The 20,490-nt window shown below is 59.0% G+C and carries 18 protein-coding genes and 5 tRNA genes; 16 read left to right on the top strand and 7 right to left on the bottom strand.

All coding sequences use genetic code 11. From position 1 onward, the window contains the following. The first annotated feature begins 146 nt into the window (after positions 1 to 146). The 3 genes from QRN31_RS26970 (at position 147) to QRN31_RS26960 (ending at position 4,551) form a co-directional block, all read left to right on the top strand. On the top strand, positions 147 to 2,732 hold the full coding sequence (locus QRN31_RS26970) for a bifunctional diguanylate cyclase/phosphodiesterase (RefSeq protein WP_285435668.1): 2,586 nt from the start codon (positions 147 to 149) through the stop codon (positions 2,730 to 2,732). 84 nt (positions 2,733 to 2,816) lie between these two features. After that, positions 2,817 to 3,611, top strand: a complete 795-nt coding sequence (gene xth, locus QRN31_RS26965; RefSeq protein ID WP_285435666.1) for an exodeoxyribonuclease III — start codon at positions 2,817 to 2,819, stop codon at positions 3,609 to 3,611. Positions 3,612 to 3,723: 112 nt separating this feature from the next. Further along, on the top strand, positions 3,724 to 4,551 hold the full coding sequence (locus QRN31_RS26960) for an arylamine N-acetyltransferase family protein (protein WP_285435664.1): 828 nt from the start codon (positions 3,724 to 3,726) through the stop codon (positions 4,549 to 4,551). A 67-nt stretch (positions 4,552 to 4,618) separates the two neighbouring features. On the opposite strand, the gene QRN31_RS26955 is transcribed toward QRN31_RS26960, so the two are convergent. Beyond that, complete coding sequence (locus QRN31_RS26955; RefSeq protein WP_285435662.1) at positions 4,619 to 4,951, bottom strand: BrnA antitoxin family protein; 333 nt, start codon at positions 4,949 to 4,951, stop codon at positions 4,619 to 4,621. Positions 4,952 to 4,954: 3 nt separating this feature from the next. Beyond that, the gene (locus tag QRN31_RS26950; protein WP_285435661.1) at positions 4,955 to 5,236 is read right to left on the bottom strand and encodes a BrnT family toxin; all 282 of its coding nucleotides are present in this window, start codon (positions 5,234 to 5,236) and stop codon (positions 4,955 to 4,957) included. Between the two features lie 257 nt (positions 5,237 to 5,493). On the opposite strand from QRN31_RS26950, the gene QRN31_RS26945 reads away from it, so the two are divergent. Then, entirely contained in the window at positions 5,494 to 7,011 is a 1,518-nt protein-coding gene (locus QRN31_RS26945; protein ID WP_285435660.1) for a nucleobase:cation symporter-2 family protein, read from the top strand. A 118-nt stretch (positions 7,012 to 7,129) separates the two neighbouring features. Here QRN31_RS26945 and QRN31_RS26940 read toward each other — a convergent pair. Continuing rightward, positions 7,130 to 7,205: transfer RNA gene (locus tag QRN31_RS26940), tRNA-Asn, on the bottom strand. A 227-nt stretch (positions 7,206 to 7,432) separates the two neighbouring features. On the opposite strand from QRN31_RS26940, the gene QRN31_RS26935 reads away from it, so the two are divergent. Further along, positions 7,433 to 7,663 carry a hypothetical protein gene (locus tag QRN31_RS26935; RefSeq protein ID WP_285435658.1) on the top strand — a complete coding sequence of 77 codons (231 nt, stop codon included), beginning with the start codon at positions 7,433 to 7,435 and terminating at the stop codon, positions 7,661 to 7,663. Here QRN31_RS26935 and QRN31_RS26930 read toward each other — a convergent pair. After that, positions 7,660 to 7,860: a hypothetical protein gene (locus QRN31_RS26930; RefSeq protein WP_090182254.1), complete on the bottom strand. Its 201-nt coding sequence runs from the start codon at positions 7,858 to 7,860 to the stop codon at positions 7,660 to 7,662. The two genes, QRN31_RS26935 and QRN31_RS26930, sit on opposite strands and share 4 nt — an antisense overlap. A 237-nt stretch (positions 7,861 to 8,097) precedes the next feature. After that, entirely contained in the window at positions 8,098 to 9,294 is a 1,197-nt protein-coding gene (locus QRN31_RS26925; RefSeq protein ID WP_285435656.1) for an amino acid aminotransferase, read from the bottom strand. Between the two features lie 337 nt (positions 9,295 to 9,631). Here QRN31_RS26925 and uvrB point away from each other — a divergent pair, with 337 nt between their 5' ends. Further along, a complete protein-coding gene (gene uvrB, locus QRN31_RS26920) occupies positions 9,632 to 11,647 on the top strand; it encodes an excinuclease ABC subunit UvrB (protein WP_285435655.1) in 2,016 nt (671 codons plus the stop codon). Between the two features lie 44 nt (positions 11,648 to 11,691). Here uvrB and QRN31_RS26915 read toward each other — a convergent pair whose 3' ends face one another. After that, positions 11,692 to 13,242: an MDR family MFS transporter gene (locus QRN31_RS26915; RefSeq protein ID WP_502942525.1), complete on the bottom strand. Its 1,551-nt coding sequence runs from the start codon at positions 13,240 to 13,242 to the stop codon at positions 11,692 to 11,694. Further along, positions 13,232 to 14,281 (bottom strand): HlyD family secretion protein, encoded by a 1,050-nt coding sequence (locus QRN31_RS26910; protein WP_285435654.1) that lies wholly within the window; start codon positions 14,279 to 14,281, stop codon positions 13,232 to 13,234. The genes QRN31_RS26915 and QRN31_RS26910 overlap by 11 nt, the downstream gene beginning before the upstream one ends. Before the next feature lie 220 nt (positions 14,282 to 14,501). On the opposite strand from QRN31_RS26910, the gene gltX reads away from it, so the two are divergent. From gltX to QRN31_RS26860, 10 genes are all read left to right on the top strand, one after another. Then, a complete protein-coding gene (gltX, locus tag QRN31_RS26905; RefSeq protein ID WP_285435653.1) occupies positions 14,502 to 15,983 on the top strand; it encodes a glutamate--tRNA ligase in 1,482 nt (493 codons plus the stop codon). Positions 15,984 to 16,173: 190 nt separating this feature from the next. Next, positions 16,174 to 16,249, top strand: a tRNA-Ala gene (locus QRN31_RS26900). Between the two features lie 79 nt (positions 16,250 to 16,328). Next, a tRNA-Glu gene (locus QRN31_RS26895) sits at positions 16,329 to 16,404 on the top strand. Between the two features lie 53 nt (positions 16,405 to 16,457). Next, positions 16,458 to 16,533 (top strand) — tRNA-Ala (locus QRN31_RS26890). Positions 16,534 to 16,613: 80 nt separating this feature from the next. Next, a tRNA-Glu gene (locus QRN31_RS26885) sits at positions 16,614 to 16,689 on the top strand. 184 nt (positions 16,690 to 16,873) lie between these two features. Continuing rightward, the gene (locus tag QRN31_RS26880) at positions 16,874 to 17,413 is read left to right on the top strand and encodes a TetR/AcrR family transcriptional regulator (RefSeq protein ID WP_090182264.1); all 540 of its coding nucleotides are present in this window, start codon (positions 16,874 to 16,876) and stop codon (positions 17,411 to 17,413) included. A gap of 30 nt (positions 17,414 to 17,443) precedes the next feature. After that, positions 17,444 to 18,277, top strand: coding sequence for an alpha/beta fold hydrolase (locus QRN31_RS26875; protein ID WP_285435652.1), 834 nt, complete (start codon positions 17,444 to 17,446; stop codon positions 18,275 to 18,277). Between the two features lie 48 nt (positions 18,278 to 18,325). Then, complete coding sequence (locus tag QRN31_RS26870) at positions 18,326 to 18,775, top strand: acyl-CoA thioesterase (RefSeq protein ID WP_285435651.1); 450 nt, start codon at positions 18,326 to 18,328, stop codon at positions 18,773 to 18,775. Between the two features lie 166 nt (positions 18,776 to 18,941). Next, positions 18,942 to 19,901 carry a tRNA dihydrouridine synthase gene (locus QRN31_RS26865; protein ID WP_285435649.1) on the top strand — a complete coding sequence of 320 codons (960 nt, stop codon included), beginning with the start codon at positions 18,942 to 18,944 and terminating at the stop codon, positions 19,899 to 19,901. A gap of 131 nt (positions 19,902 to 20,032) precedes the next feature. Continuing rightward, positions 20,033 to 20,479, top strand: a complete 447-nt coding sequence (locus QRN31_RS26860) for an Hsp20 family protein (protein ID WP_285435647.1) — start codon at positions 20,033 to 20,035, stop codon at positions 20,477 to 20,479. Positions 20,480 to 20,490: the final 11 nt, after the last annotated feature.

Raw genomic sequence — 20,490 nt, 5'->3', positions numbered from 1 at the left:
AGGGCGATCGATGTTGGCTGGATGACGAGTGGTCGAAAACAGCTATCACTGATACCTGAACGGCAGTGACCAGACAGGACTGCTATGGTCAATGGACGCTTGCCTGTCATGCACCGGATCAGGCAATCGATTGACAGGATATGTGCATGGAAATGACAGCCGTTACCACTGCCGCCCCTGCGCGCCATACGCCGATCACACGCAACCTGGTCTGGGCCGTAGGGTTGGTATTTGTCCTTGGGGTGCTGATTGCCCTGGTTGCACTGTTCAACATTGCTGGCCGGCTCGATGCCCAGGACTTGGCCAAGACCACTTTTTACACCCAGCGCGCGCTGGAAAACCGCATCTCCGCCTCGAAAAACTACGTCGCCAGTTACGCCAACTGGACAACCGCCTACGATCACCTGAACGGTGAGGTCGATGTGCAGTGGGCGTATATCGAGCAGAACATGGGTAAAACCTTGTTCACCACGGACCATTACGACGCCGTCCTGGTGGTCGATCATCAGCGGACCAAATACGCTGTGGTGCGCGGCGTTCAATTGCACAATGACGCTGCGGCCTTACTGTCGACATCGATGGCGCAGCTGATCAAGGTTGTGCAGGCGCAGGAAAGCCTGATCGTTCCGGTCAGCCAGTTCACGTTGTTCGAAGGTCAGCCTGCGTTATTGACGGCGGCCGCGATCATCCCCAATGACGAGCGGCCAGCGGTCGATCCCCTCAGCACTTCGGTGCTGGTGTTCGTCGATCAGCTGAGCCCGCAAAAACTCAATGACTTAAGCGCCGATTACGGTTTGCATGACTTGAGCCTTGCCGCTGACAACACCCTCGTTCCCGGTCAGCCTGCCGTGGCACTCACGGGCACCGGTTTTAGCCTGGTGTCCCGGCTCGAACAGCCAGGTCATCAATTGCTCTGGTCGCTGTTGCCTCCATTGGGTGGCGCCTTGCTGATCCTTGCGTTGTTGACGGTCTATTTCTTCCGCTATGTGTTGCGCGCGTCCGGCCACGTGGATGCCAGTTACATCAACCTCGACCTGTCGAACCAGGCGCTGGAGGCCAGTGAAGAACGTTTTCGCGCGGTGGCCGAGGCAGCTTCCGACTGGATCTGGGAGATCGACGACAGGCATCACATCACGTACCTGTCCGGGCGCTTCGGCGCCGTCACCGGGTATTCCGAGCAGCAATGGTTGGGGCAGGACATCGAGCAATTGCTGTTCTGCGATACCACGTCCTTGTCACTGTGGCTGAACAGGCTCAATGAAGAACACAGCGTCAGTCATCTGCGTTGTTCCTATCGTGATCAATCCGGACAGCAGCGCATTTGCCGGGTGTCTGCCCGCCCGATCCATAACAAAGGCACCGTGGTGGGTTATCGCGGAACGGCCAGTGACATCACTGATGAAGTGGCTGCCCACGCGCAAATCCAGCACCTGTCGTTGCACGACGCCCTGACCGGCCTGCCCAATCGCAACAAGCTGGCGCGCTACCTCGAAGAGGCCTTGGTGCTCAGGGAGCATTCGGCGGCGCTGACGCTGTTGATGATCGACCTGGACAACTTCAAGCCGATCAATGACTCCCTCGGCCACCCGGCCGGCGATGCAGTATTGCTGGAGGTTGCCGCGCGCTTGCGTGAGTGCACCCGGGATATCGATCTGGTCGCCCGACTGGGCGGCGACGAGTTTGTGCTGGTGCTCAATGGCATGGACAGCCACACGGAAATCGACCGGATCTGCGAGCGTGTTCTCGAGAGCCTGCAACAGCCGATCCACTATGACCATCACACGCTGCACATCGGCGCGAGCATCGGGATCGCCTTGAGCAGGCGCCAGGGGCATATGCCGGAAGAGCTGATCCGCTGCGCCGACATTGCCCTGTATCAGGCCAAATCCGACGGCAAGAAAACCTGGTGCTACTTTGCGCCGCACATGAACGATCAGATCCAGCATCGACGCAAACTGGAAAACGACTTGCGCCAGGCGATCAAGAACAACGAGTTCGTGATGCACTATCAGCCGCGTTATCACGTTGATGGCAAGCAGATTGTCTCGGTCGAAGCGTTGTTGCGCTGGCAGCATCCGGTGCAGGGCTTGCTGGCGCCCGATACGTTCATTCCATTGGCCGAACAAACCGACCTGATCGTGCCGTTGGGTCGCTGGGTGCTGCGCGAAGCTTGCGAGACGGCACTGAGCTGGCCGGGCGAGCTGATGGTGTCGGTCAACCTGTCTCCTGTGCAGTTTATTCGCAGTGATGTGGTGGAGGATGTCAGGGAGGCATTGATCCTCAGCCGGTTGCCGGCCAGTCGGCTGGAGCTGGAGATCACCGAAAACGTGATGCTCAACGATGTCGATGGTGCTTTGGCGACCATGAACGCACTGAAGGAGTTGGGTGTGCGGCTGAACATGGACGACTTCGGCACCGGGTATTCGTCGTTGGGTTACCTGCGCACGTATCCGTTCGACGGGATCAAGATCGACAAGCGTTTCATCTCCTCCATGGGCGGCGCGGGTAATGACCGCGCCGTGGTGCAGGCGATCATCAACCTGGGCAAGGCGATGGGCCTGACGGTGACCGCAGAGGGGGTCGAAACACTGGAGCAACTGGACTTCCTGATCTCTGACGAGTGCCACGAGGTGCAGGGTTTTTACCTCAGTCGGCCGATGGAAAAACAGGCGTTGTTGCCGTTGCTCAAGGCTTCGCAAGACGATTATCCGACGCAGGGCCCACACCTTTAGTCGCCTGTCTGGTGTGTCGTGGCAACTGCTGCGACGTGCCTCGGTCACAACTGGATACCGTCAATCCGTTACGAGCCCGGGACCATGAAGAACCTGAAAATCGCCACCTTCAACGTCAACGGCATGCGTGCCCGCTTGCCGAATGTGCTGGCCTGGCTTGAGCGAGAAAAACCGGACATTGCCTGTTTGCAGGAACTCAAGTCGGTCGACAGCGCATTCCCCGCCGCCGAACTTGAAGCGGCGGGTTACGGTGCCATCTGGCAAGGCCAGTCGTCGTGGAACGGGGTGGCGATACTGGCGCGTGATGCCCAGCCTCTGGAGAGCCGGCGTGGTCTGCCGGGGGATGACACCGATACCCATAGCCGCTACCTGGAAGCCGCGGTGCACGGGATTTTGGTGGGTTGCTTGTATCTGCCCAACGGCAATCCTCAGCCGGGGCCCAAGTTCGATTACAAGCTGGCGTGGTTCGAGCGGCTGATCGCCTATGCCAAGGACCTCCAGGGCAGCGACCATCCGGTGGTGCTGGCCGGCGACTACAACGTCGTGCCCACCGACCTGGACATCTACAACCCGCGCTCATGGCTCAAGGACGCCTTGCTGCAACCGGAAAGTCGCGAGTGTTACCAACGCTTGCTGGATCAGGGCTGGACCGATTCCCTGCGACATCTGTATCCAGAGGATCGGCTTTACACCTTCTGGGATTATTTCAGGCAGCACTGGCAGAAGAACTCTGGGCTGCGCATCGATCACCTGCTGCTTAACCCGGCCTTGAGTCCTTATCTGCAAGAGGGCGGAGTCGATGCGTGGGTGCGCAACGAGCCGCACGCCAGCGATCATGCACCGACGTGGATTCGACTGGGTTCGCGCAAGCAACGTTGATTTTAATGAGCCAGGCGATTGGCTAAATCAATTGTCAGTTGGGCCGCTTTATCCCTTATACATGGCGCCCATCGGCGGAGAGATCCGCGGCCCCATGCATAAGGACCGAGCAATGAGCGAGCCACGCCTGACGAACCGTGCGTTATACCTGCAACGCCTGGGTTTCGACGCGCCCCCGGCGCCAACCCTGGAGACCCTGCGTCAACTTCAGCTGCGCCACACTGGCGCCTTCCCGTTCGAAAACCTCACCACGCTGTCAGGCGAGCCGGTACTCATCGATCTGCCATCCATCGAGCAGAAAATTCTGCACGCGGGGCGAGGTGGTTATTGCTACGAACTCAACAATGCGTTCCTGGCCTTGCTCCAGGAGCTGGGTTTCGAGGCGCGCGGCATCACCGGTCGCGTGGTCATGGGGCAGTCCGAAGGCGCCTGGACCGCCCGCACACATCGCTTGAGCCTGGTCACGCTGGACGGCGTGCGCTACATCAGCGATGTCGGTTTCGGCGGTATGGTGCCGACCGCACCGCTGGTGCTCGACACCAATGCCGAACAACGCACGCCACACGAACCGTATCGCATCGAACGCCATGAGGACGGTTACACCTTGCGCGCCAACGTCGGCGGCGAATGGCGAGCGATGTACATTTTCGACCTGCAACGCCAGGAAGACATCGATTACGCCCTCGGCAACTGGTACGTCTCGACCCATCCCGACTCATCGTTTGCCAAACAACTGATGGTCGCGCGCACAGGGGAGGGCTGGAGGCGCACGTTGAACAACGGCAGTTTTGCTATTCATCGGGTGGGGGCCGAGAGCGAGCGACGGCAGGTGACAGATGTCGGGGAGTTGAGTGAGGTGCTGGAGTGTGAGTTCGGCATTCTGCTGCCGGAACATGCGGGCTTGAAACAGGTGCTTGAACGATTGATTGCCTCGGCATAGGCGTTCGATTGCAGGGAACGAGAAAAAGAGCAGGCGTGATCGATCTGCTCTTTTCGTCGGGTCGAATTCAAGGCTTCATCACGCGATGGATCTCGCTGAGTGCCTCTGCCAGTTTTTTCTCCAGGCTTTGCAGTTCGGAAGCCGTTATTCCTTCTTTGAAATGTCCGGCATTGGCAATAGCGAGGCCCGGGTCGGGCGTCGCAGTTTTGCCCGTGCTGCTGAGTAACGCCTGGCGCAAGGTGTTATTGATCACGGTCTGGTAGCCATACCCCTCATCCTCAGCCATGGCGCGCGCCGCTTCAATGACGACGTCATCGAGCATGATAGTAATTCGGGTCTTGCCTTTGCTGGAGGCAACCGCTCCACGCTTGGCGTTGCTGAAGTCGTATTCGTCTTTCATCGGTCAGTGTTCCCTGTAGCGGCGGCATTCGCTTTTGGTGGCGAGGCGCGCGGAAATGATTCGAACGAAATTCGGATCGCGATAGGTATACGCAACGACCAACAAGCGAGCTTTAGCGTCCAGCCCCATGGTGATCCATCGTGGTTCATCATGATGGTTGTCCTGAAATGTCAGCGCTCGATCATCATGAAACACGGGTTCTGTTTCGGCGAGGCTGATGCCGTAGTGCTTGAGTTTGTTGGCTGCGTTTTTTGCCTTGTGATACTGAATCTCGAATGACTTCATTATGCATACTTTATATGTATAAGCGAGAGGCGTCCGTGCCGGCGGTCGCTTTGAATTCTGAAGACTAGCGGGCAGGGGACCAGACAGAGGAAGGATGTATTTCAAAAATTTTTACGTGGGGGGAGGCCGCGCAGACAGAGGGCCGTGTGGACACATGTCCATAATCTGACTGGTGAGTTGTATACAACTCTATAGACATTTGTCCTGAGTCTTGCATACAGTGTGCGCATAACAAAAAACCAGGGAACCCCCCAACCATGAAAACGCCCCATGTTTCACACCAACGGCCCGAGGACGAAAACCTCGGGGTCGGCGCGAATATGGCTTACGGCCTGCAACACGTTCTGACCATGTATGGCGGCATCGTCGCGGTGCCATTGATCATTGGTCAGGCAGCCGGGCTTTCGCCGGCGGACATCGGTTTGTTGATTGCTGCTTCATTGTTTGCGGGGGGCTTGGCGACATTGCTGCAAACCCTCGGTTTACCGTTTTTTGGTTGTCAGTTGCCGCTGGTGCAGGGCGTGTCTTTCTCGGGCGTCGCGACGATGGTGGCAATCGTCAGCAGTGGCGGGGAGGGCGGGTTTCAGTCGATTCTCGGGGCGGTCATTGCCGCGTCGCTGATCGGGCTGCTGATCACGCCGGTGTTCTCGCGAATCACCAAGTTCTTCCCGCCGCTGGTCACGGGCATTGTGATCACCACCATCGGCCTGACGTTGATGCCAGTAGCCGCTCGCTGGGCCATGGGCGGCAATAGCCATGCCCCGGACTTTGGCAGCATGGCCAACATCGGTCTGGCGGCGGTGACGCTGGTGCTGGTGCTGTTGCTGAGCAAGATCGGCAGCTCGACCATCTCCCGTTTGTCGATCCTGCTGGCAATGGTGATCGGCACCGTCATCGCGGTGTTCCTCGGCATGGCGGACTTCTCGTCGGTCACCCAAGGCCCAATGTTCGGCTTCCCGACGCCGTTCCACTTCGGCATTCCGACGTTCCACTTCGCCGCGATCCTGTCGATGTGCATCGTGGTCATGGTGACCCTGGTGGAAACCTCGGCGGACATCCTCGCCGTCGGTGAAATCATCGGCACCAAGGTCGACTCCAAGCGGCTGGGCAACGGTCTGCGCGCCGACATGCTGTCGAGCATGATCGCGCCGATCTTCGGCTCCTTCACCCAAAGCGCCTTCGCCCAGAACGTAGGGCTGGTAGCCGTCACCGGTATCAAGAGCCGATTCGTGGTCGCCACCGGCGGCTTGTTCCTGGTGATCCTCGGTCTATTGCCCTTCATGGGCCGCGTCATCGCCGCCGTACCGACGTCTGTCCTCGGCGGCGCCGGCATCGTGCTCTTCGGCACCGTGGCGGCCAGCGGTATTCGTACGCTGTCCAAGGTCGATTACCGCAACAACGTCAACCTGATCATCGTCGCCACCTCCATCGGTTTCGGCATGATCCCGATCGCCGCACCAAACTTCTACGACCACTTCCCAAGCTGGTTCGCGACCATCTTCCATTCGGGCATCAGCTCATCGGCCATCATGGCCATCGTGCTGAACCTGACCTTCAACCACCTCACGGCCGGTAACTCGGACCAGCAGTCGGTGTTTGCGGCCGGCACTGAACGCGTTCTGCGTTACCAGGACCTGGCCGCGTTGCGTGAAGGGGATTACTTCAGCGAAGGCAAACTGCGTGACTGCGACGGGAATGAGATCCCGGTGGTGGAGGCGGGGCATGAGTCGGGCGAGCATCGAGCGGCTCATGCCAAAAGCAGTGAGCATGTCTGACAGCAGCAACGATTGAAAAGGCCGATCTGTTGAATAGACAGATCGGCCTTTTGATTTTCTGTCAGCCACAAAAAAGCCCCTGAATCTTTCGATTCAGAGGCTTTTCGATATTGCTGTCTGGCTCCACGACCTGGACTCGAACCAGGGACCCAGTGATTAACAGTCACTTGCTCTACCAACTGAGCTATCGCGGAATGGCGTGTATGTTACTGATTCAAAAAGAGAAGTCAAGCGCTTGTGTAGAACATGAGCGGTTCATGGGGACGGGCGGTGGTTTATCGACCGTGGGCGGTTACCAGAATCGCCTCAGAGGTCTACCATGGCCGCCCGGAAGTGGTTACACGCGCTGCCGGCCATTCGCCGAAAAGGTACGCGCCATGAATCACCCAATCTCCACCCCTCAAATCAACGGGGTGTTCCCATGAGCATCGCTCAGATCAGCCTGCCCAAAGGTGTCGGCCCGCACGCCGAGAAACTGTTCGACGCAATCACCCAAGCCAGCACCGCAGACGATTTGAATCGTGCGGGCGGCAAGGCTGAAGGTTTTGTCCTCGGTCTGGAAAGCGCCAAGGCGATCAAGAGTCAGGTTGCCGAATCGCTCTACGTCGCCTATGACGACGCCGCCACGCAGCGTGCCAGCGAACTGGCTTAACCGCCGAACGTTACCGTGGCGAGCATCAATTTGGCGTACAGCATCGTGGCGCCCAGTTGCACCAGCCACAGCGCCAGGCCGCCGAGAAATACGCCAGCGGCCACTTGCAGCACCAGGTTGTTACCGCGTTTGGCCGGCGTGCGAGGGACGAAATCGTCCAGCTCGTCACGGTCGGCGCGTAGGTCATCGTTTTTCATGTGAGGTCTCTGAAGAATTCTCGGGTGGACATAGAGCCTGTGGGAGCGGGCTTGCCCGCGATGAGGCCATAACATTCAACATTGATGTTGGCTGGCCGACCGCTATCGCAGGCAAGCCTGCTCCCACATTTGATCTGCGTGCAGTCTAGAGTGCTCAGTCGCTGGATTGAGAATTATCTGCCTGCAATAAAAAACGGGAAGCCCCAGTGCTTCCCGTTTTTCATATCACGCAACCACTCAGATCACCGCAACGATGGCCTTGGTCACCGCATCAATGTTGCTCTGGTTCAACGCGGCCACGCAGATGCGGCCGGTGTCCAGGGCGTAGATGCCGAACTCGGTGCGCAAGCGAGTGACTTGCTCAACGGTCAGGCCTGAGTAGGAGAACATGCCGCGCTGACGACCGACGAAGCTGAAATCACGCTGTGGCGCGTTTTTCGCCAGCAGGTCGACCATCTGGGTACGCATGCCGCGAATCCGCAGACGCATTTCGGCCAGTTCTTCTTCCCACTGTGCGCGCAGTACCGGGCTGTTGAGCACGGCGGCGACGATGCTTGCACCGTGGGTCGGTGGGTTGGAGTAGTTGGTGCGGATCACGCGTTTGACTTGCGACAGCACGCGCGCGCTTTCTTCTTTCGATTCGCTGACGATCGACAGGGCGCCAACGCGCTCGCCGTACAGCGAGAAGGATTTGGAGAACGAGCTGGAGACGAAGAAGGTCAGGCCCGATTCAGCGAACAGGCGCACAGCCGCCGCGTCTTCGTCGATGCCGTCGCCAAAGCCCTGGTAGGCCATGTCGAGGAACGGCACGTGACCTTTGGCTTTCACCACGTCCAGAACGTTGTTCCAGTCTGCCGGGCTCAAGTCCACGCCAGTCGGGTTGTGGCAGCACGCGTGCAGCACAACGATCGAACCGGACGGCAGGGCGTTCAGGTCTTCCAGCAGACCGGTGCGATTAACGTCATGGGTCGCGGCGTCGTAGTAGCGATAGTTCTGCACCGGGAAACCGGCGGTTTCGAACAGGGCGCGGTGGTTTTCCCAGCTTGGGTCGCTGATGGCCACGACGGCGTTCGGCAGCAGTTGCTTGAGGAAATCGGCGCCGATTTTCAGGGCGCCCGTACCGCCAACGGCCTGGGTGGTGATGACGCGGCCAGCAGCGATCAGCGGCGAGTCATTGCCAAACAGCAGTTTTTGAACCGCTTGGTCATAGGCGGCAATGCCGTCGATGGGCAAGTAGCCACGGGAAGCGTGCTGAGCGACGCGAATCGTCTCGGCTTCGACAACGGCGCGCAGGAGTGGAATTCGCCCCTCCTCGTTGCAGTAAACACCGACCCCCAGGTTGACCTTGGTGGTGCGTGTATCGGCGTTGAATGCTTCGTTGAGGCCCAGGATTGGATCGCGTGGTGCCATTTCGACAGCGGAGAACAGGCTCATTTTTGCGGCGGCTCTGAATGGAGAGTGGAGGGACGTGTCGCGCTCCAGCCGAATGCACTAGAGCGGTGCACAAACGGGGAGCTAGTATAGAGGTCATCCGTGATTGAAGGCGACAGACGATTGGGCTTTTAAGTTAAGTTTTTCCGATTATTTTTCGACCGTTAGTCGATCGGTATCGTCAAAGTCTTTACGCGATGTAGGACGTTTGCCTTGAAAGCGAAGGCATTCGGCTCCACATTGAGCACAATCCAGTTTTTTCCTCGAGCGACGTCAGTCGTTTGCGGCCTTTCTCGTTGCTGCCGGTTTGACCGCGCTGGCGCGATATCAGAGGTATTTCATGTCTGAATTCCAGCTAGTCACCCGCTTCGAGCCCGCCGGCGACCAGCCGGAAGCCATTCGCCTGATGGTCGAGGGCATTGAAGCCGGGCTGGCGCACCAGACGTTGCTCGGTGTAACCGGCTCAGGCAAGACGTTCAGCATCGCCAATGTGATCGCGCAAGTTCAGCGTCCGACCCTGGTGCTGGCGCCAAACAAGACCCTGGCCGCGCAGCTGTATGGCGAGTTCAAGGCGTTCTTCCCGAACAACGCCGTCGAGTATTTCGTTTCCTATTACGACTACTACCAGCCTGAAGCGTATGTGCCGTCCTCGGACACCTTTATCGAGAAAGATGCGTCGATCAACGACCACATCGAGCAGATGCGGTTGTCGGCGACCAAAGCCTTGCTGGAGCGTAAAGACGCGATCATCGTCACCACGGTGTCGTGCATCTACGGCTTGGGCAGCCCGGAAACCTATTTGAAAATGGTTTTGCACGTGGATCGCGGCGACAAGCTCGATCAGCGCGCCTTGCTACGACGCCTGGCGGACCTGCAATACACCCGCAACGACATGGAATTTGCCCGGGCGACCTTCCGGGTGCGCGGCGATGTGATCGACATTCACCCGGCCGAATCCGATTTCGAAGCGATCCGCATCGAGCTGTTCGATGACGAAGTCGAGAGCTTGTCTGCTTTCGATCCGCTGACCGGCGAGGTCATCCGCAAGCTGCCGCGTTTCACCTTCTACCCGAAAAGCCACTACGTGACGCCGCGAGAAACCTTGCTCGGCGCAGTCGAAGGGATCAAGGTCGAGCTGCAGGAACGTCTGGACTACCTGCGTTCCAACAACAAACTGGTGGAAGCCCAGCGTCTGGAACAGCGCACCCGTTTCGACCTGGAAATGATCCTCGAGCTGGGTTACTGCAACGGCATCGAAAACTATTCGCGCTACCTGTCGGGCCGTGAATCCGGCCAGGCGCCACCCACCTTGTTCGACTACCTGCCGGCCGACGCCTTGCTGGTGATCGACGAATCCCACGTCAGCGTGCCGCAGGTCGGCGCCATGTATAAGGGTGACCGTTCGCGTAAAGAAACCCTGGTCGAGTATGGCTTCCGCTTGCCATCCGCGCTGGATAATCGGCCAATGCGTTTCGACGAGTTCGAAAACATCAGCCCGCAAACCATTTTTGTTTCGGCAACGCCGGGCAACTACGAGGCGGAACATGCCGGTCGCGTGGTCGAGCAACTGGTCCGTCCGACCGGACTGGTGGACCCGCAAATCGAAATCCGCCCGGCACTGACCCAAGTCGACGATCTACTCTCTGAAATTGGCAAGCGTGTGGCGCTGGAGGAGCGGGTGCTGGTCACCACGCTGACCAAGCGCATGTCCGAGGATTTGACGGACTATCTGGCTGACCACGGCGTGCGCGTGCGCTACCTGCACTCGGACATCGACACCGTGGAACGGGTCGAAATCATCCGTGATCTGCGCTTGGGCACCTTCGACGTGCTGGTGGGGATCAACCTGCTGCGTGAAGGCCTGGACATGCCGGAAGTGTCGCTGGTGGCCATTCTCGATGCGGACAAGGAAGGCTTCCTGCGTTCCGAGCGTTCGCTGATCCAGACCATCGGCCGTGCGGCGCGCAACCTCAATGGCCGGGCGATTCTTTACGCGGATCGCATCACCGGTTCCATGGAGCGGGCGATTGGCGAGACCGAACGTCGTCGCGACAAACAGATCGCCTTTAACCTGGCCAACGGCATCACCCCCAAAGGCGTGTTCAAGGACGTTGCCGATATCATGGAAGGCGCCACCGTGCCGGGTTCGCGCAGCAAGAAGCGCAAAGGCATGGCCAAGGCTGCCGAGGAGAGCGCCAAGTACGAAGCGGAATTGCGTTCACCGGGGGAAATCGCCAAGCGCATCAAAGGTTTGGAAGAGAAGATGTACGCCTTGGCGCGGGATCTGGAATTCGAAGCCGCGGCGCAGATGCGTGATGAAATTGGCAAGTTGCGGGAGCGGTTGATCGAGGTTTGAGAGGTGATCGTTCCCACGCGGAGCATGGGAACGATCGGCGGTGACTAGTGCGCCTCGCCAGCCTTGAGCCCTGCTGGCAATTTCTTGGTCAACAACACCGCAATCATGCTGATCCCCAGCGCAATCCCGACAAAATGAAACGCATCGTTGTACGCCATGATTGACGCCTGCTGATGGGCGATCTCACTCAGCTTGCCCAACGCTGCCGTTTCACTGCCAAACCGGTCCGTCATCGACGCCATCCGCTCCGCCACTTGCGGGTTGCTCGGGACGATCGATTCACGCAGATAATCAAAATAGGTCTTGGTTCGCGCATCCAGCAAGGTCGCGAGGAGGGCGATGCCGATGGCGCCGCCGAGGTTGCGCAGGATGTTGAACAGGCTCGACGCCGACCCCGCGTCCTGCGGCAGGATGTATGCCGTGGCGATCAGCGAGATGGTCACCATGATCAGCGGCTGACCCAGCGCCCGGATGATCTGGATCTGATTGAACTGCGGCCCGGCAAAGTCCGGGTTCAACACCCCCGATGAAAAACTCGCCAGCCCGAACAGTCCGAAGCCCAGGGTGCACAGCCATTTCGGCGATATGATCTTCATCAGCTTCGGCACCATCGGAATCAGAAACAGCTGCGGCACGCCCATCCACATGATTACTTCGCCGATTTGCAGGGCGTTGTAATTCTGGATCTGCGCCAGGTACAGCGGCAACAAATAGATCGAGCCGTACAACCCGACGCCCATACCGACACTGGAAATACTCGACAAACCAAAGTTGCGATTGCCCAGGATGCCGAGGTTGATCAGCGGATTGGGTTTGGAAAATTGCACGATTACAAACGTGATCAAGCTGACCAGCGCAATGCTGCCAAGGGTCACGATCAGGTTCGACTCCAGCCAGTCCTTGCGATGGCCTTCCTCCAGAAACACCTGCAAACAGCCGAGGCCGACACCGAGCGTAAGGATGCCCATGTAGTCAGTGCTTTTGAGCAATTCCCAATGCGCTTCTTTCTTCTCCAGGCCATACATCAGGCCCGCGATCATGATCAGGCCCGGCGGTATGTTGATATAGAAGATGTATTCCCAGCCCCAGTTCTCGGTCAGCCAGCCACCCAGTGTCGGGCCGATAGAGGGGGCGAACGTCGCGGTCATGGCAAACATCGCCATGCCTTTGGCGCGGTGGTGTTCCGGGAGTTTGATCAGCGTGAGGGTGAACGCCAGCGGAATCAGTGCGCCACCGGTGAACCCCTGCAAGGCGCGGAAGATGATCATGCTCTCCAGGCTCCAGGCCATGGAACAGAGCAGGGAGGCGGCGAGAAATCCGAGCGAGACCCAGACCGCCAGGCGTCGCGCCGAGAGCAGCTGCACCAGCCACGCAGTCAGCGGGATCATGATGATTTCCGCGACAAGGTACGAAGTGGAAATCCACGAGCCTTCTTCCAGTGTCGCCGACAACGCGCCCTGAATGTCCTTGAGCGACGAGTTGGTGATCTGGATGTCGAGCACGGCCATGAAGGCGCCGAGCATCACGCTCATCACCGCGATCCAGTCCCGCCGGGTCGGTTCGCCGACCGGACGGATCAGTTGATCACCGGCCATCGTCAGGGGCGTCTTTGATGTTCACTTTGGCGGTGACTGACATCCCTGGGCGAATCTTGCCGCGCAGCGGATTGTCCGCAGCGAACGTCAGTTTGACCGGAATTCGTTGTACGACTTTGGTGAAGTTGCCCGTGGCATTGTCGGGCGGCAACAGGCTGAACTGCGCGCCCGAGGCGGCGAACAGACTGTCGACTCGCGCCTCGATCGGCGTGTCGCTGTAGGCGTCGAAGGTTAGCCTGGCTTTCTGCCCGGGCTGCATGTGGCCAATCTGGGTTTCCTTGAAATTGGCCTGAATCCAGATGTCCTGATCCGGGACGATCGACAATAGATACGCGCCAGCCTGCACGTACTGGCCTTCGCGAGCCGCGCGTTGGCCGATCAGGCCGCTGATGGGCGCGTGGATTTCGCTGCGGGTCAGGTTCAGTTCGGCCTGGGCGAGGTCGGTCTTGGCGTTGGCGATCATGGCGTCGAGGCGCTTGATCTCGGCGCTCAGGGAGTTGACTTGCTGGCGCTGACTTTGCGCATCCGCCTGAGCCTTGGTCACTTGCGAGCGGGCGATGTGAGTGTCGGCGGAGAGGGTGGTGACCCGTTCTTCCGACACGTAGCCGGGTTTGCGCAAAGTTTGCGCCCGGGACAAATCGATCTGCGAACGGCCCAGGCTCGCCTGGCTGGAAGCCACTTGCGCTTCGCTGGCGGCGATCAGGCTGGCTTGCTGGGTCAGTTTGCTCTGGGCTTGCAGGCGTTCGGCCTGGCGGGTGGCGAGGGTCGCGTTGGCGCGGTCGACGGCGAGATGGAAGTCATCGCCTTCAAGCTTGATCAGCAGTTGGCCTTTCTCTACGTGCTGGTTGTCCTGCACCAGCACCTGCTCGATGCGCGCGCCCAGTTGGCTCGAGACACGGGTGATCTCGCCCTGGACATAGGCATTGTCGGTGCTTTCGTAAAACCGTCCCTTGAAGAACCACTGGGCGAAAAAGCCCCCGGCAATCAGCAGGACGATCAACAGGAAAATAAACAGGCGACGCTTGAGTTGGGCAGGCATGGGGCAGACTGTAGTCGAGAAATTGTAAGGGAAGTTATCAGCAGGCGAATTTGGCATACAGGCGATAGTGGGTAAATGCCATCGGCTGATAATCCATCATTCATCGCGGCTCAGGCCCGTTGTAGACGCAACGTTGGCTTAAATGCCCTGCTGACTGGAGCCGGGCGGGTATCGCCTGTTACCATTCGCCCTTTGTTTTATCTTCATTTCGAGACTTGCCATGACCACCGTCCGCACTCGCATCGCGCCATCGCCTACCGGGGACCCCCACGTAGGTACCGCTTACATCGCTTTGTTCAACTACTGCTTTGCCAAGCAGCACGGCGGTGAGTTCATCCTGCGGATCGAAGACACCGACCAATTGCGTTCGACCCGCGAGTCCGAACAACAGATTTTCGACGCCCTGCGCTGGCTGGGTATCGACTGGAGCGAAGGCCCGGATGTCGGCGGCCCGCACGGTCCGTATCGTCAGAGCGAACGCGGCGACATCTATCAGAAGTACTGCCAGCAACTGGTCGACATGGGCCATGCCTTCCCGTGCTTCTGCACCGCCGAAGAGCTGGACCAGATGCGTGCCGAGCAAATGGCGCGTGGCGAAACCCCGCGTTACGACGGCCGTGCGCTGCTGCTGTCCAAAGAAGAGGTCGCGCGCCGCCTGGCCGCAGGCGAGCCGCACGTGATCCGCATGAAGGTGCCGAGCGAAGGCGTGTGCGTGGTCCCGGACATGTTGCGTGGCGACGTCGAGATCCCGTGGGATCGCATGGACATGCAAGTGCTGATGAAGACCGACGGCCTGCCGACGTATTTCCTGGCCAACGTGGTCGACGACCATCTGATGGGCATCACTCACGTCCTGCGCGGCGAAGAATGGTTGCCGTCTGCGCCGAAACTGATCCTGCTGTACGAATACTTCGGTTGGGAACAACCGCAGCTGTGCTACATGCCGCTGCTGCGTAATCCGGACAAGAGCAAGCTGTCCAAGCGCAAGAATCCGACGTCGGTGACGTTCTACGAGCGCATGGGCTTCATGCCCGAAGCGATGCTCAATTACCTGGGCCGCATGGGCTGGTCGATGCCGGACGAGCGTGAGAAGTTCTCGCTGCAGGAAATGGTCGACCACTTCGACCTGAGCCGTGTGTCCCTCGGTGGGCCGATTTTCGACATCGAAAAACTGTCGTGGCTCAACGGCCAGTGGCTACGTGACTTGCCGGTGGAAGAGTTCGCCAGTCGCTTGCAAACCTGGGCGCTGAACCCCGAATACATGATGAAAATCGCACCGCACGTGCAGGGCCGTGTTGAAACCTTCAGCCAGGTTGCACCGCTGGCCGGTTTCTTCTTCGCCGGTGGCGTGAACCCGGATGCCAAGCTGTTCGAGTCCAAGAAGCTGTCGGGCGATCAGGTGCGTCAGTTGATGCAGTTGATCCTGTGGAAGCTGGAAAGCCTGCGTCAGTGGGAGAAGGACAACATCACTGCGACGATTCAGGCGGTGGTCGAATCCCTGGAGCTGAAGCTGCGTGACGCCATGCCGCTGATGTTCGCCGCGATCACCGGCCAGGCCAGCTCGGTGTCGGTGCTTGATGCGATGGAGATCCTCGGTCCGGACCTGACCCGTTTCCGTCTGCGCCAGGCGATTGACCTGCTGGGCGGCGTGTCGAAAAAGGAAAACAAGGAGTGGGAAAAACTCTTGGGCAACATCGCCTAAGGGCATTTGATCCCGTGCAGGCGCTGCCGGAGGCCGTGATCTTTTGATCCTGCCTTCGGCGTCACCCCCGGTTTTTCGGGGGGAGGGCGGTAAGTGATTGTTATGTCGGCAAAAAACTTTGGAAATTGTTAAAAATAAATTTGACACGTTTCCGATGCGCCATTAAGATTCGCCCCGTCCTCAGCGATGAGGGGCTATAGCTCAGCTGGGAGAGCGCTTGCATGGCATGCAAGAGGTCGACGGTTCGATCCCGTCTAGCTCCACCAATTTACACTTCAAGGTCTGGCCACACCGGCCTTGAAGCGATCAACACTCAGCGTTGATCTGTTGTATAGAAGGGTTTGCGTCCCCTTCGTCTAGTGGCCTAGGACACCGCCCTTTCACGGCGGTAACAGGGGTTCGAGTCCCCTAGGGGACGCCAGTTTTACAGAAGCGATGTTGCAAGATGTCGCTCCGCCGCGAGGCGAAAAATCCGGGGCTATAGCTCAGCTGGGAGAGCGCTTGCATGGCATGCAAGAGGTCAACGGTTCGATCCCGTTTAGCTCCACCAATTTTACAGTTCAAGGTCTGGCCACACCGGCCTTGAATCGATCAGCACTCAGCACTGATCAGTTGTATAGAAGGTTTTGCGTCCCCTTCGTCTAGTGGCCTAGGACACCGCCCTTTCACGGCGGTAACAGGGGTTCGAGTCCCCTAGGGGACGCCACGATTACCCGCTCTGCGGGATTTTATAAGGGTCATTCAATTATTGAATGGCCCTTTTGTTTGTCTGGCGTTTGGCCAAATCCCCCCGTTTCTTTCAAACTGTTCTTCAGACCAGCGGTCACATCCACGACTTGCGGAAAATTATTATGAGAATAATATTCTAGTCGTAATATTCGGAGGCAACGATGAACGATAAAAAAGCTCAAACCCGCGAACGCATCCTCAAGGCCGCCAGCGCAGCGCTGATTCAGCGCGGCCCGGCCGAACCGAGTGTGGGCGAAGTGATGGGCGCAGCCGGCCTGACTGTTGGCGGCTTCTACGCACACTTCGAAAGCAAGGACGCGATGATGCTGGAAGCGTTCAAGCAACTGCTCGGTCATCGCCGTGGCTTGATCGCAGAGATGGACTCGCAACTGACCGGCGAAGAGCGCCGCGCGTTGGTGGCGGCGTTCTATCTGTCGCGTAAGCACCGTGATTCCTCCGAGTCAGCTTGCCCGATCCCGGCATCTGTCGGCGAGTTGGGGCGTCTGCCGGACGAGTTTCGTGTGGCGTTGAATGAACACGTTGAAATGATGGTCGCGCAGTTGGCGGCCAGCCCGGAAGACACCGACAAAGCCTTGGCCGACATGGCCTTGATGGTCGGTGGTCTGGCTCTGGCACGGGCGCTGGGGCCAGGAGAGTTGTCCGATCGATTGCTGCGCGCCGCCAAATCAGCGGTGCTATGACCTGAAGGCAAGGCCTTGGGAGTGAGAGCGATGAACACGTTGAAGTGGGTTCGTGGCGTTAATGGCACCTTGGGCTGGTTTGCTCCGACATTGGTCGCGAGCAAGATGCGACTGGCGTTCATGACGCCACGAGACCTGCCACCACGTGATTGGGAACTGCCGCTACTGGCAAGATCCGAACGAATCACTCTGCGCTTTGGCCTCTCGGCGTTGCGCTGGGGGCAAGGGCCGGCGGTATTGCTGATGCACGGCTGGGAAGGCCGGCCGACGCAGTTTGCGAGCCTTATTACTGCGCTGGTCGATGCCGGTTACTCCGTGGTTGCGCTGGACGGTCCGGCGCATGGCCGCTCCCCTGGTCGTGAGGCCAATGTGGTGCTGTTTGCCAGGGCCATGCTTGAGGCGGCTGCCGAGTTGCCGCCGCTGCAAGCAGTCATCGGCCATTCCATGGGCGGGGCGAGTGCCATGCTCGCCGTTCAGTTGGGCCTGCGTACCGAAACCCTGGTGACGATTGCCGCGCCGGCGCGGATTCTCGGGGTCCTGCGCGGTTTCGCCCGCCACGTGCGACTGCCACCCAAGGCGCGCTCTGCGTTCATTCGTCAGGTCGAGAGAGACGTCGGTATGCGCGCTGCAGCGCTGGACGTCGCCCATTACCAGCTCGACATGCCAGGCCTGATCGTCCATGCCGAAGATGACAAGTTTGTCCCGGTCAAGGAAGCCCAGTTGATCAATGAGGCCTGGTTCGACAGTCGACTGTTGCGCCTGGAAGAGGGCGGCCATCAGCGCGTGCTGGCGGATCACCGGGTGATTGATGGCGTGCTGTCACTGCTGGCCGGTCGCAGTCTGCAATCGCGCCAATCGGCGTAAGCATCCGTTACACTGCCCCGGTCAAAATCATCTGACCGGGAGAGGGGCATGGGCTGGGATCGGGCAACGCCATTTATCATTGATCTGGAAGTCGGCGCCGAAGACATCGACGGGCTGGGTCACGCCAATAACGCGGTGTACGTGACCTGGCTCGAACGCTGCGCCTGGCGCCATTCGCAGCGGCTGGGCCTGGACCTGGTCGAATATCGTCGACTGGACCGGGCGATGGCGGTGGTGCGGCATGAGATCGACTACCTGGCCGCAGCCTATGAGGGCGATGAGTTGCAATTGGCGACCTGGATCGTCGACTGGGATCAGCGCCTGAAAATGACCCGACACTTCCAGTTGAAGCGGCCCAGCGACAACACCACGCTGCTGCGGGCGCAAACCACTTTTGTGTGCATCGAATTGTCCACCGGCAAGCCCAAGCGCATGCCGGCCGAGTTCATCGAGGGTTATGGCCCGGCGTTGCAGATTCTGGATGCAACCAAAATCTAATGTGGGAGTGAGCCTGCTCGCGATAGCGGTGCATCAGCCGCATTCCTGTTGGCTGACACACCGCTATCGCGAGCAGGCTCGCTCCCACAGGGGAATCTGCGATGTTCTGCAGATTTCCCGCGCAATCCAGTAAACTGCCGCACGTTTTTCGTCGAGTGTGTTTTTCATGCAAATTGCTTTGGCGCCCATGGAGGGGTTGGTCGACAACATCCTGCGGGACGTGCTGACCCGTGTGGGCGGTATCGATTGGTGCGTGACCGAGTTCATCCGGATCAACGATCAACTGCTGACGCCTGCCTATTACCACAAGTTCGGTCCGGAACTGCTGACCGGTGCACGCACCGCGTCCGGTGTTCCGTTGCGGGTGCAGTTGCTCGGCTCCGACCCTGTGTGTCTGGCGGAAAACGCTGCACTGGCGTGTGAGTTGGGATCCGAGGTCATCGACCTGAACTTCGGCTGCCCGGCCAAGACCGTCAACAAATCGCGCGGCGGCGCCGTGTTGCTCAAAGAGCCTGAATTGCTCAACCAGATCGTTGAACACGTACGTCGCGCGGTGCCGGCGCACATTCCAGTCACCGCCAAGATGCGCCTGGGCTTCGACAGCCCGGACGGCTCGCTGGTCTGTGCCACGGCCCTGGCCGAAGGCGGCGCGGCGCACATCGTGGTTCATGCGCGGACCAAAACCGATGGCTACAAGCCGCCTGCGCATTGGGAATGGATCCCCCGCGTGCAGGACGTGGTCAAGGTGCCGGTTTTCGCCAACGGCGACATCTGGAGCGTCGAAGACTGGCGCCGTTGCCGCGAAATCAGCGGCGTCGAAGACATCATGCTCGGTCGCGGCCTGGTCTCACGCCCTGACCTGGCCCGGCAAATCGCGGCGGCGAGGGCTGGCGAGGAGGTCATTGAGATGACCTGGAGCGAGTTGCTGCCGCTGATCCAGGACTTCTGGCTGCAAGCCAAGGCACAGATGACGCCACGCCAATCGCCCGGTCGCTTGAAGCAATGGCTGGCGATGTTGACCCGCAATTATCCTGAAGCGGTCGAGTTGTTTACCGTCCTGCGCCGTGAAACCGAACTCGATCAAGTCTCGCGTTTGCTGGGGTTGCAGGTGTCTGAAGCGGCGTAAAATTTTTTAAAAAAAACCAGAAAAAATCTCTTGAAAAGCAATTGGCGATCCTTATTTAAGGATTACGCGATGCCGAATCCGGGTCGCGGAGACAAAAAAACTTGCTGATCTGTTTTCAGGAGATTTGAATCATGAGTACTGCATTTTCGATGGCCCCTCTGTTCCGTTCCTCGGTGGGCTTCGACCGTTTTAATGACTTGTTCGAAACCGCCCTGCGCAACGAGCCAGGTAGCACCTACCCACCCTACAACGTGGAAAAACACGGCGAAGACCAATACCGTATCGTCGTGGCAGCCGCGGGGTTCCAGGAAGAAGACCTGGACCTGCAAGTGGAAAAAGGTGTGCTGACCATCAGTGGTGGCAAACGTGACGCAAACGAAGACGTCACCTATCTGTACCAGGGCATCGCACAGCGCGCCTTCAAACTGTCCTTCCGTCTGGCGGACCATATCGAAATCAAGGCTGCCGGCCTGAGCAACGGTTTGTTGAGTATCGACCTGTTGCGGGTGATTCCGGAAGAGGCGAAAGCCAAACGAATCCCGATCAACGGGACAGAAAAACCGGCTCTGCAGCACTGAGTCGGAGCGAT

Source organism: Pseudomonas sp. fls2-241-R2A-110, assembly GCF_030209165.1.
Lineage (GTDB): Bacteria > Pseudomonadota > Gammaproteobacteria > Pseudomonadales > Pseudomonadaceae > Aquipseudomonas.
Note: the sequence above shows the minus strand (reverse complement) of the source record. Positions and strands in the feature narration are given on the sequence as shown.

Bases quoted from the DNA above. Each gene is read 5' to 3' on its own strand.
- QRN31_RS26970 (WP_285435668.1), top strand. From the start codon at position 147: ATGGAAATGACAGCCGTTACCACTGCCGCCCCTGCGCGCCATACGCCG.
- xth (WP_285435666.1), top strand. From the start codon at position 2,817: ATGAAGAACCTGAAAATCGCCACCTTCAACGTCAACGGCATGCGTGCC.
- QRN31_RS26960 (WP_285435664.1), top strand. From the start codon at position 3,724: ATGAGCGAGCCACGCCTGACGAACCGTGCGTTATACCTGCAACGCCTG.
- QRN31_RS26955 (WP_285435662.1), bottom strand. From the start codon at position 4,951: ATGAAAGACGAATACGACTTCAGCAACGCCAAGCGTGGAGCGGTTGCC.
- QRN31_RS26950 (WP_285435661.1), bottom strand. From the start codon at position 5,236: ATGAAGTCATTCGAGATTCAGTATCACAAGGCAAAAAACGCAGCCAAC.
- QRN31_RS26945 (WP_285435660.1), top strand. From the start codon at position 5,494: ATGAAAACGCCCCATGTTTCACACCAACGGCCCGAGGACGAAAACCTC.
- QRN31_RS26935 (WP_285435658.1), top strand. From the start codon at position 7,433: ATGAGCATCGCTCAGATCAGCCTGCCCAAAGGTGTCGGCCCGCACGCC.
- QRN31_RS26930 (WP_090182254.1), bottom strand. From the start codon at position 7,860: ATGAAAAACGATGACCTACGCGCCGACCGTGACGAGCTGGACGATTTC.
- QRN31_RS26925 (WP_285435656.1), bottom strand. From the start codon at position 9,294: ATGAGCCTGTTCTCCGCTGTCGAAATGGCACCACGCGATCCAATCCTG.
- uvrB (WP_285435655.1), top strand. From the start codon at position 9,632: ATGTCTGAATTCCAGCTAGTCACCCGCTTCGAGCCCGCCGGCGACCAG.
- QRN31_RS26915 (WP_502942525.1), bottom strand. From the start codon at position 13,242: ATGGCCGGTGATCAACTGATCCGTCCGGTCGGCGAACCGACCCGGCGG.
- QRN31_RS26910 (WP_285435654.1), bottom strand. From the start codon at position 14,281: ATGCCTGCCCAACTCAAGCGTCGCCTGTTTATTTTCCTGTTGATCGTC.
- gltX (WP_285435653.1), top strand. From the start codon at position 14,502: ATGACCACCGTCCGCACTCGCATCGCGCCATCGCCTACCGGGGACCCC.
- QRN31_RS26880 (WP_090182264.1), top strand. From the start codon at position 16,874: ATGAACGATAAAAAAGCTCAAACCCGCGAACGCATCCTCAAGGCCGCC.
- QRN31_RS26875 (WP_285435652.1), top strand. From the start codon at position 17,444: ATGAACACGTTGAAGTGGGTTCGTGGCGTTAATGGCACCTTGGGCTGG.
- QRN31_RS26870 (WP_285435651.1), top strand. From the start codon at position 18,326: ATGGGCTGGGATCGGGCAACGCCATTTATCATTGATCTGGAAGTCGGC.
- QRN31_RS26865 (WP_285435649.1), top strand. From the start codon at position 18,942: ATGCAAATTGCTTTGGCGCCCATGGAGGGGTTGGTCGACAACATCCTG.
- QRN31_RS26860 (WP_285435647.1), top strand. From the start codon at position 20,033: ATGAGTACTGCATTTTCGATGGCCCCTCTGTTCCGTTCCTCGGTGGGC.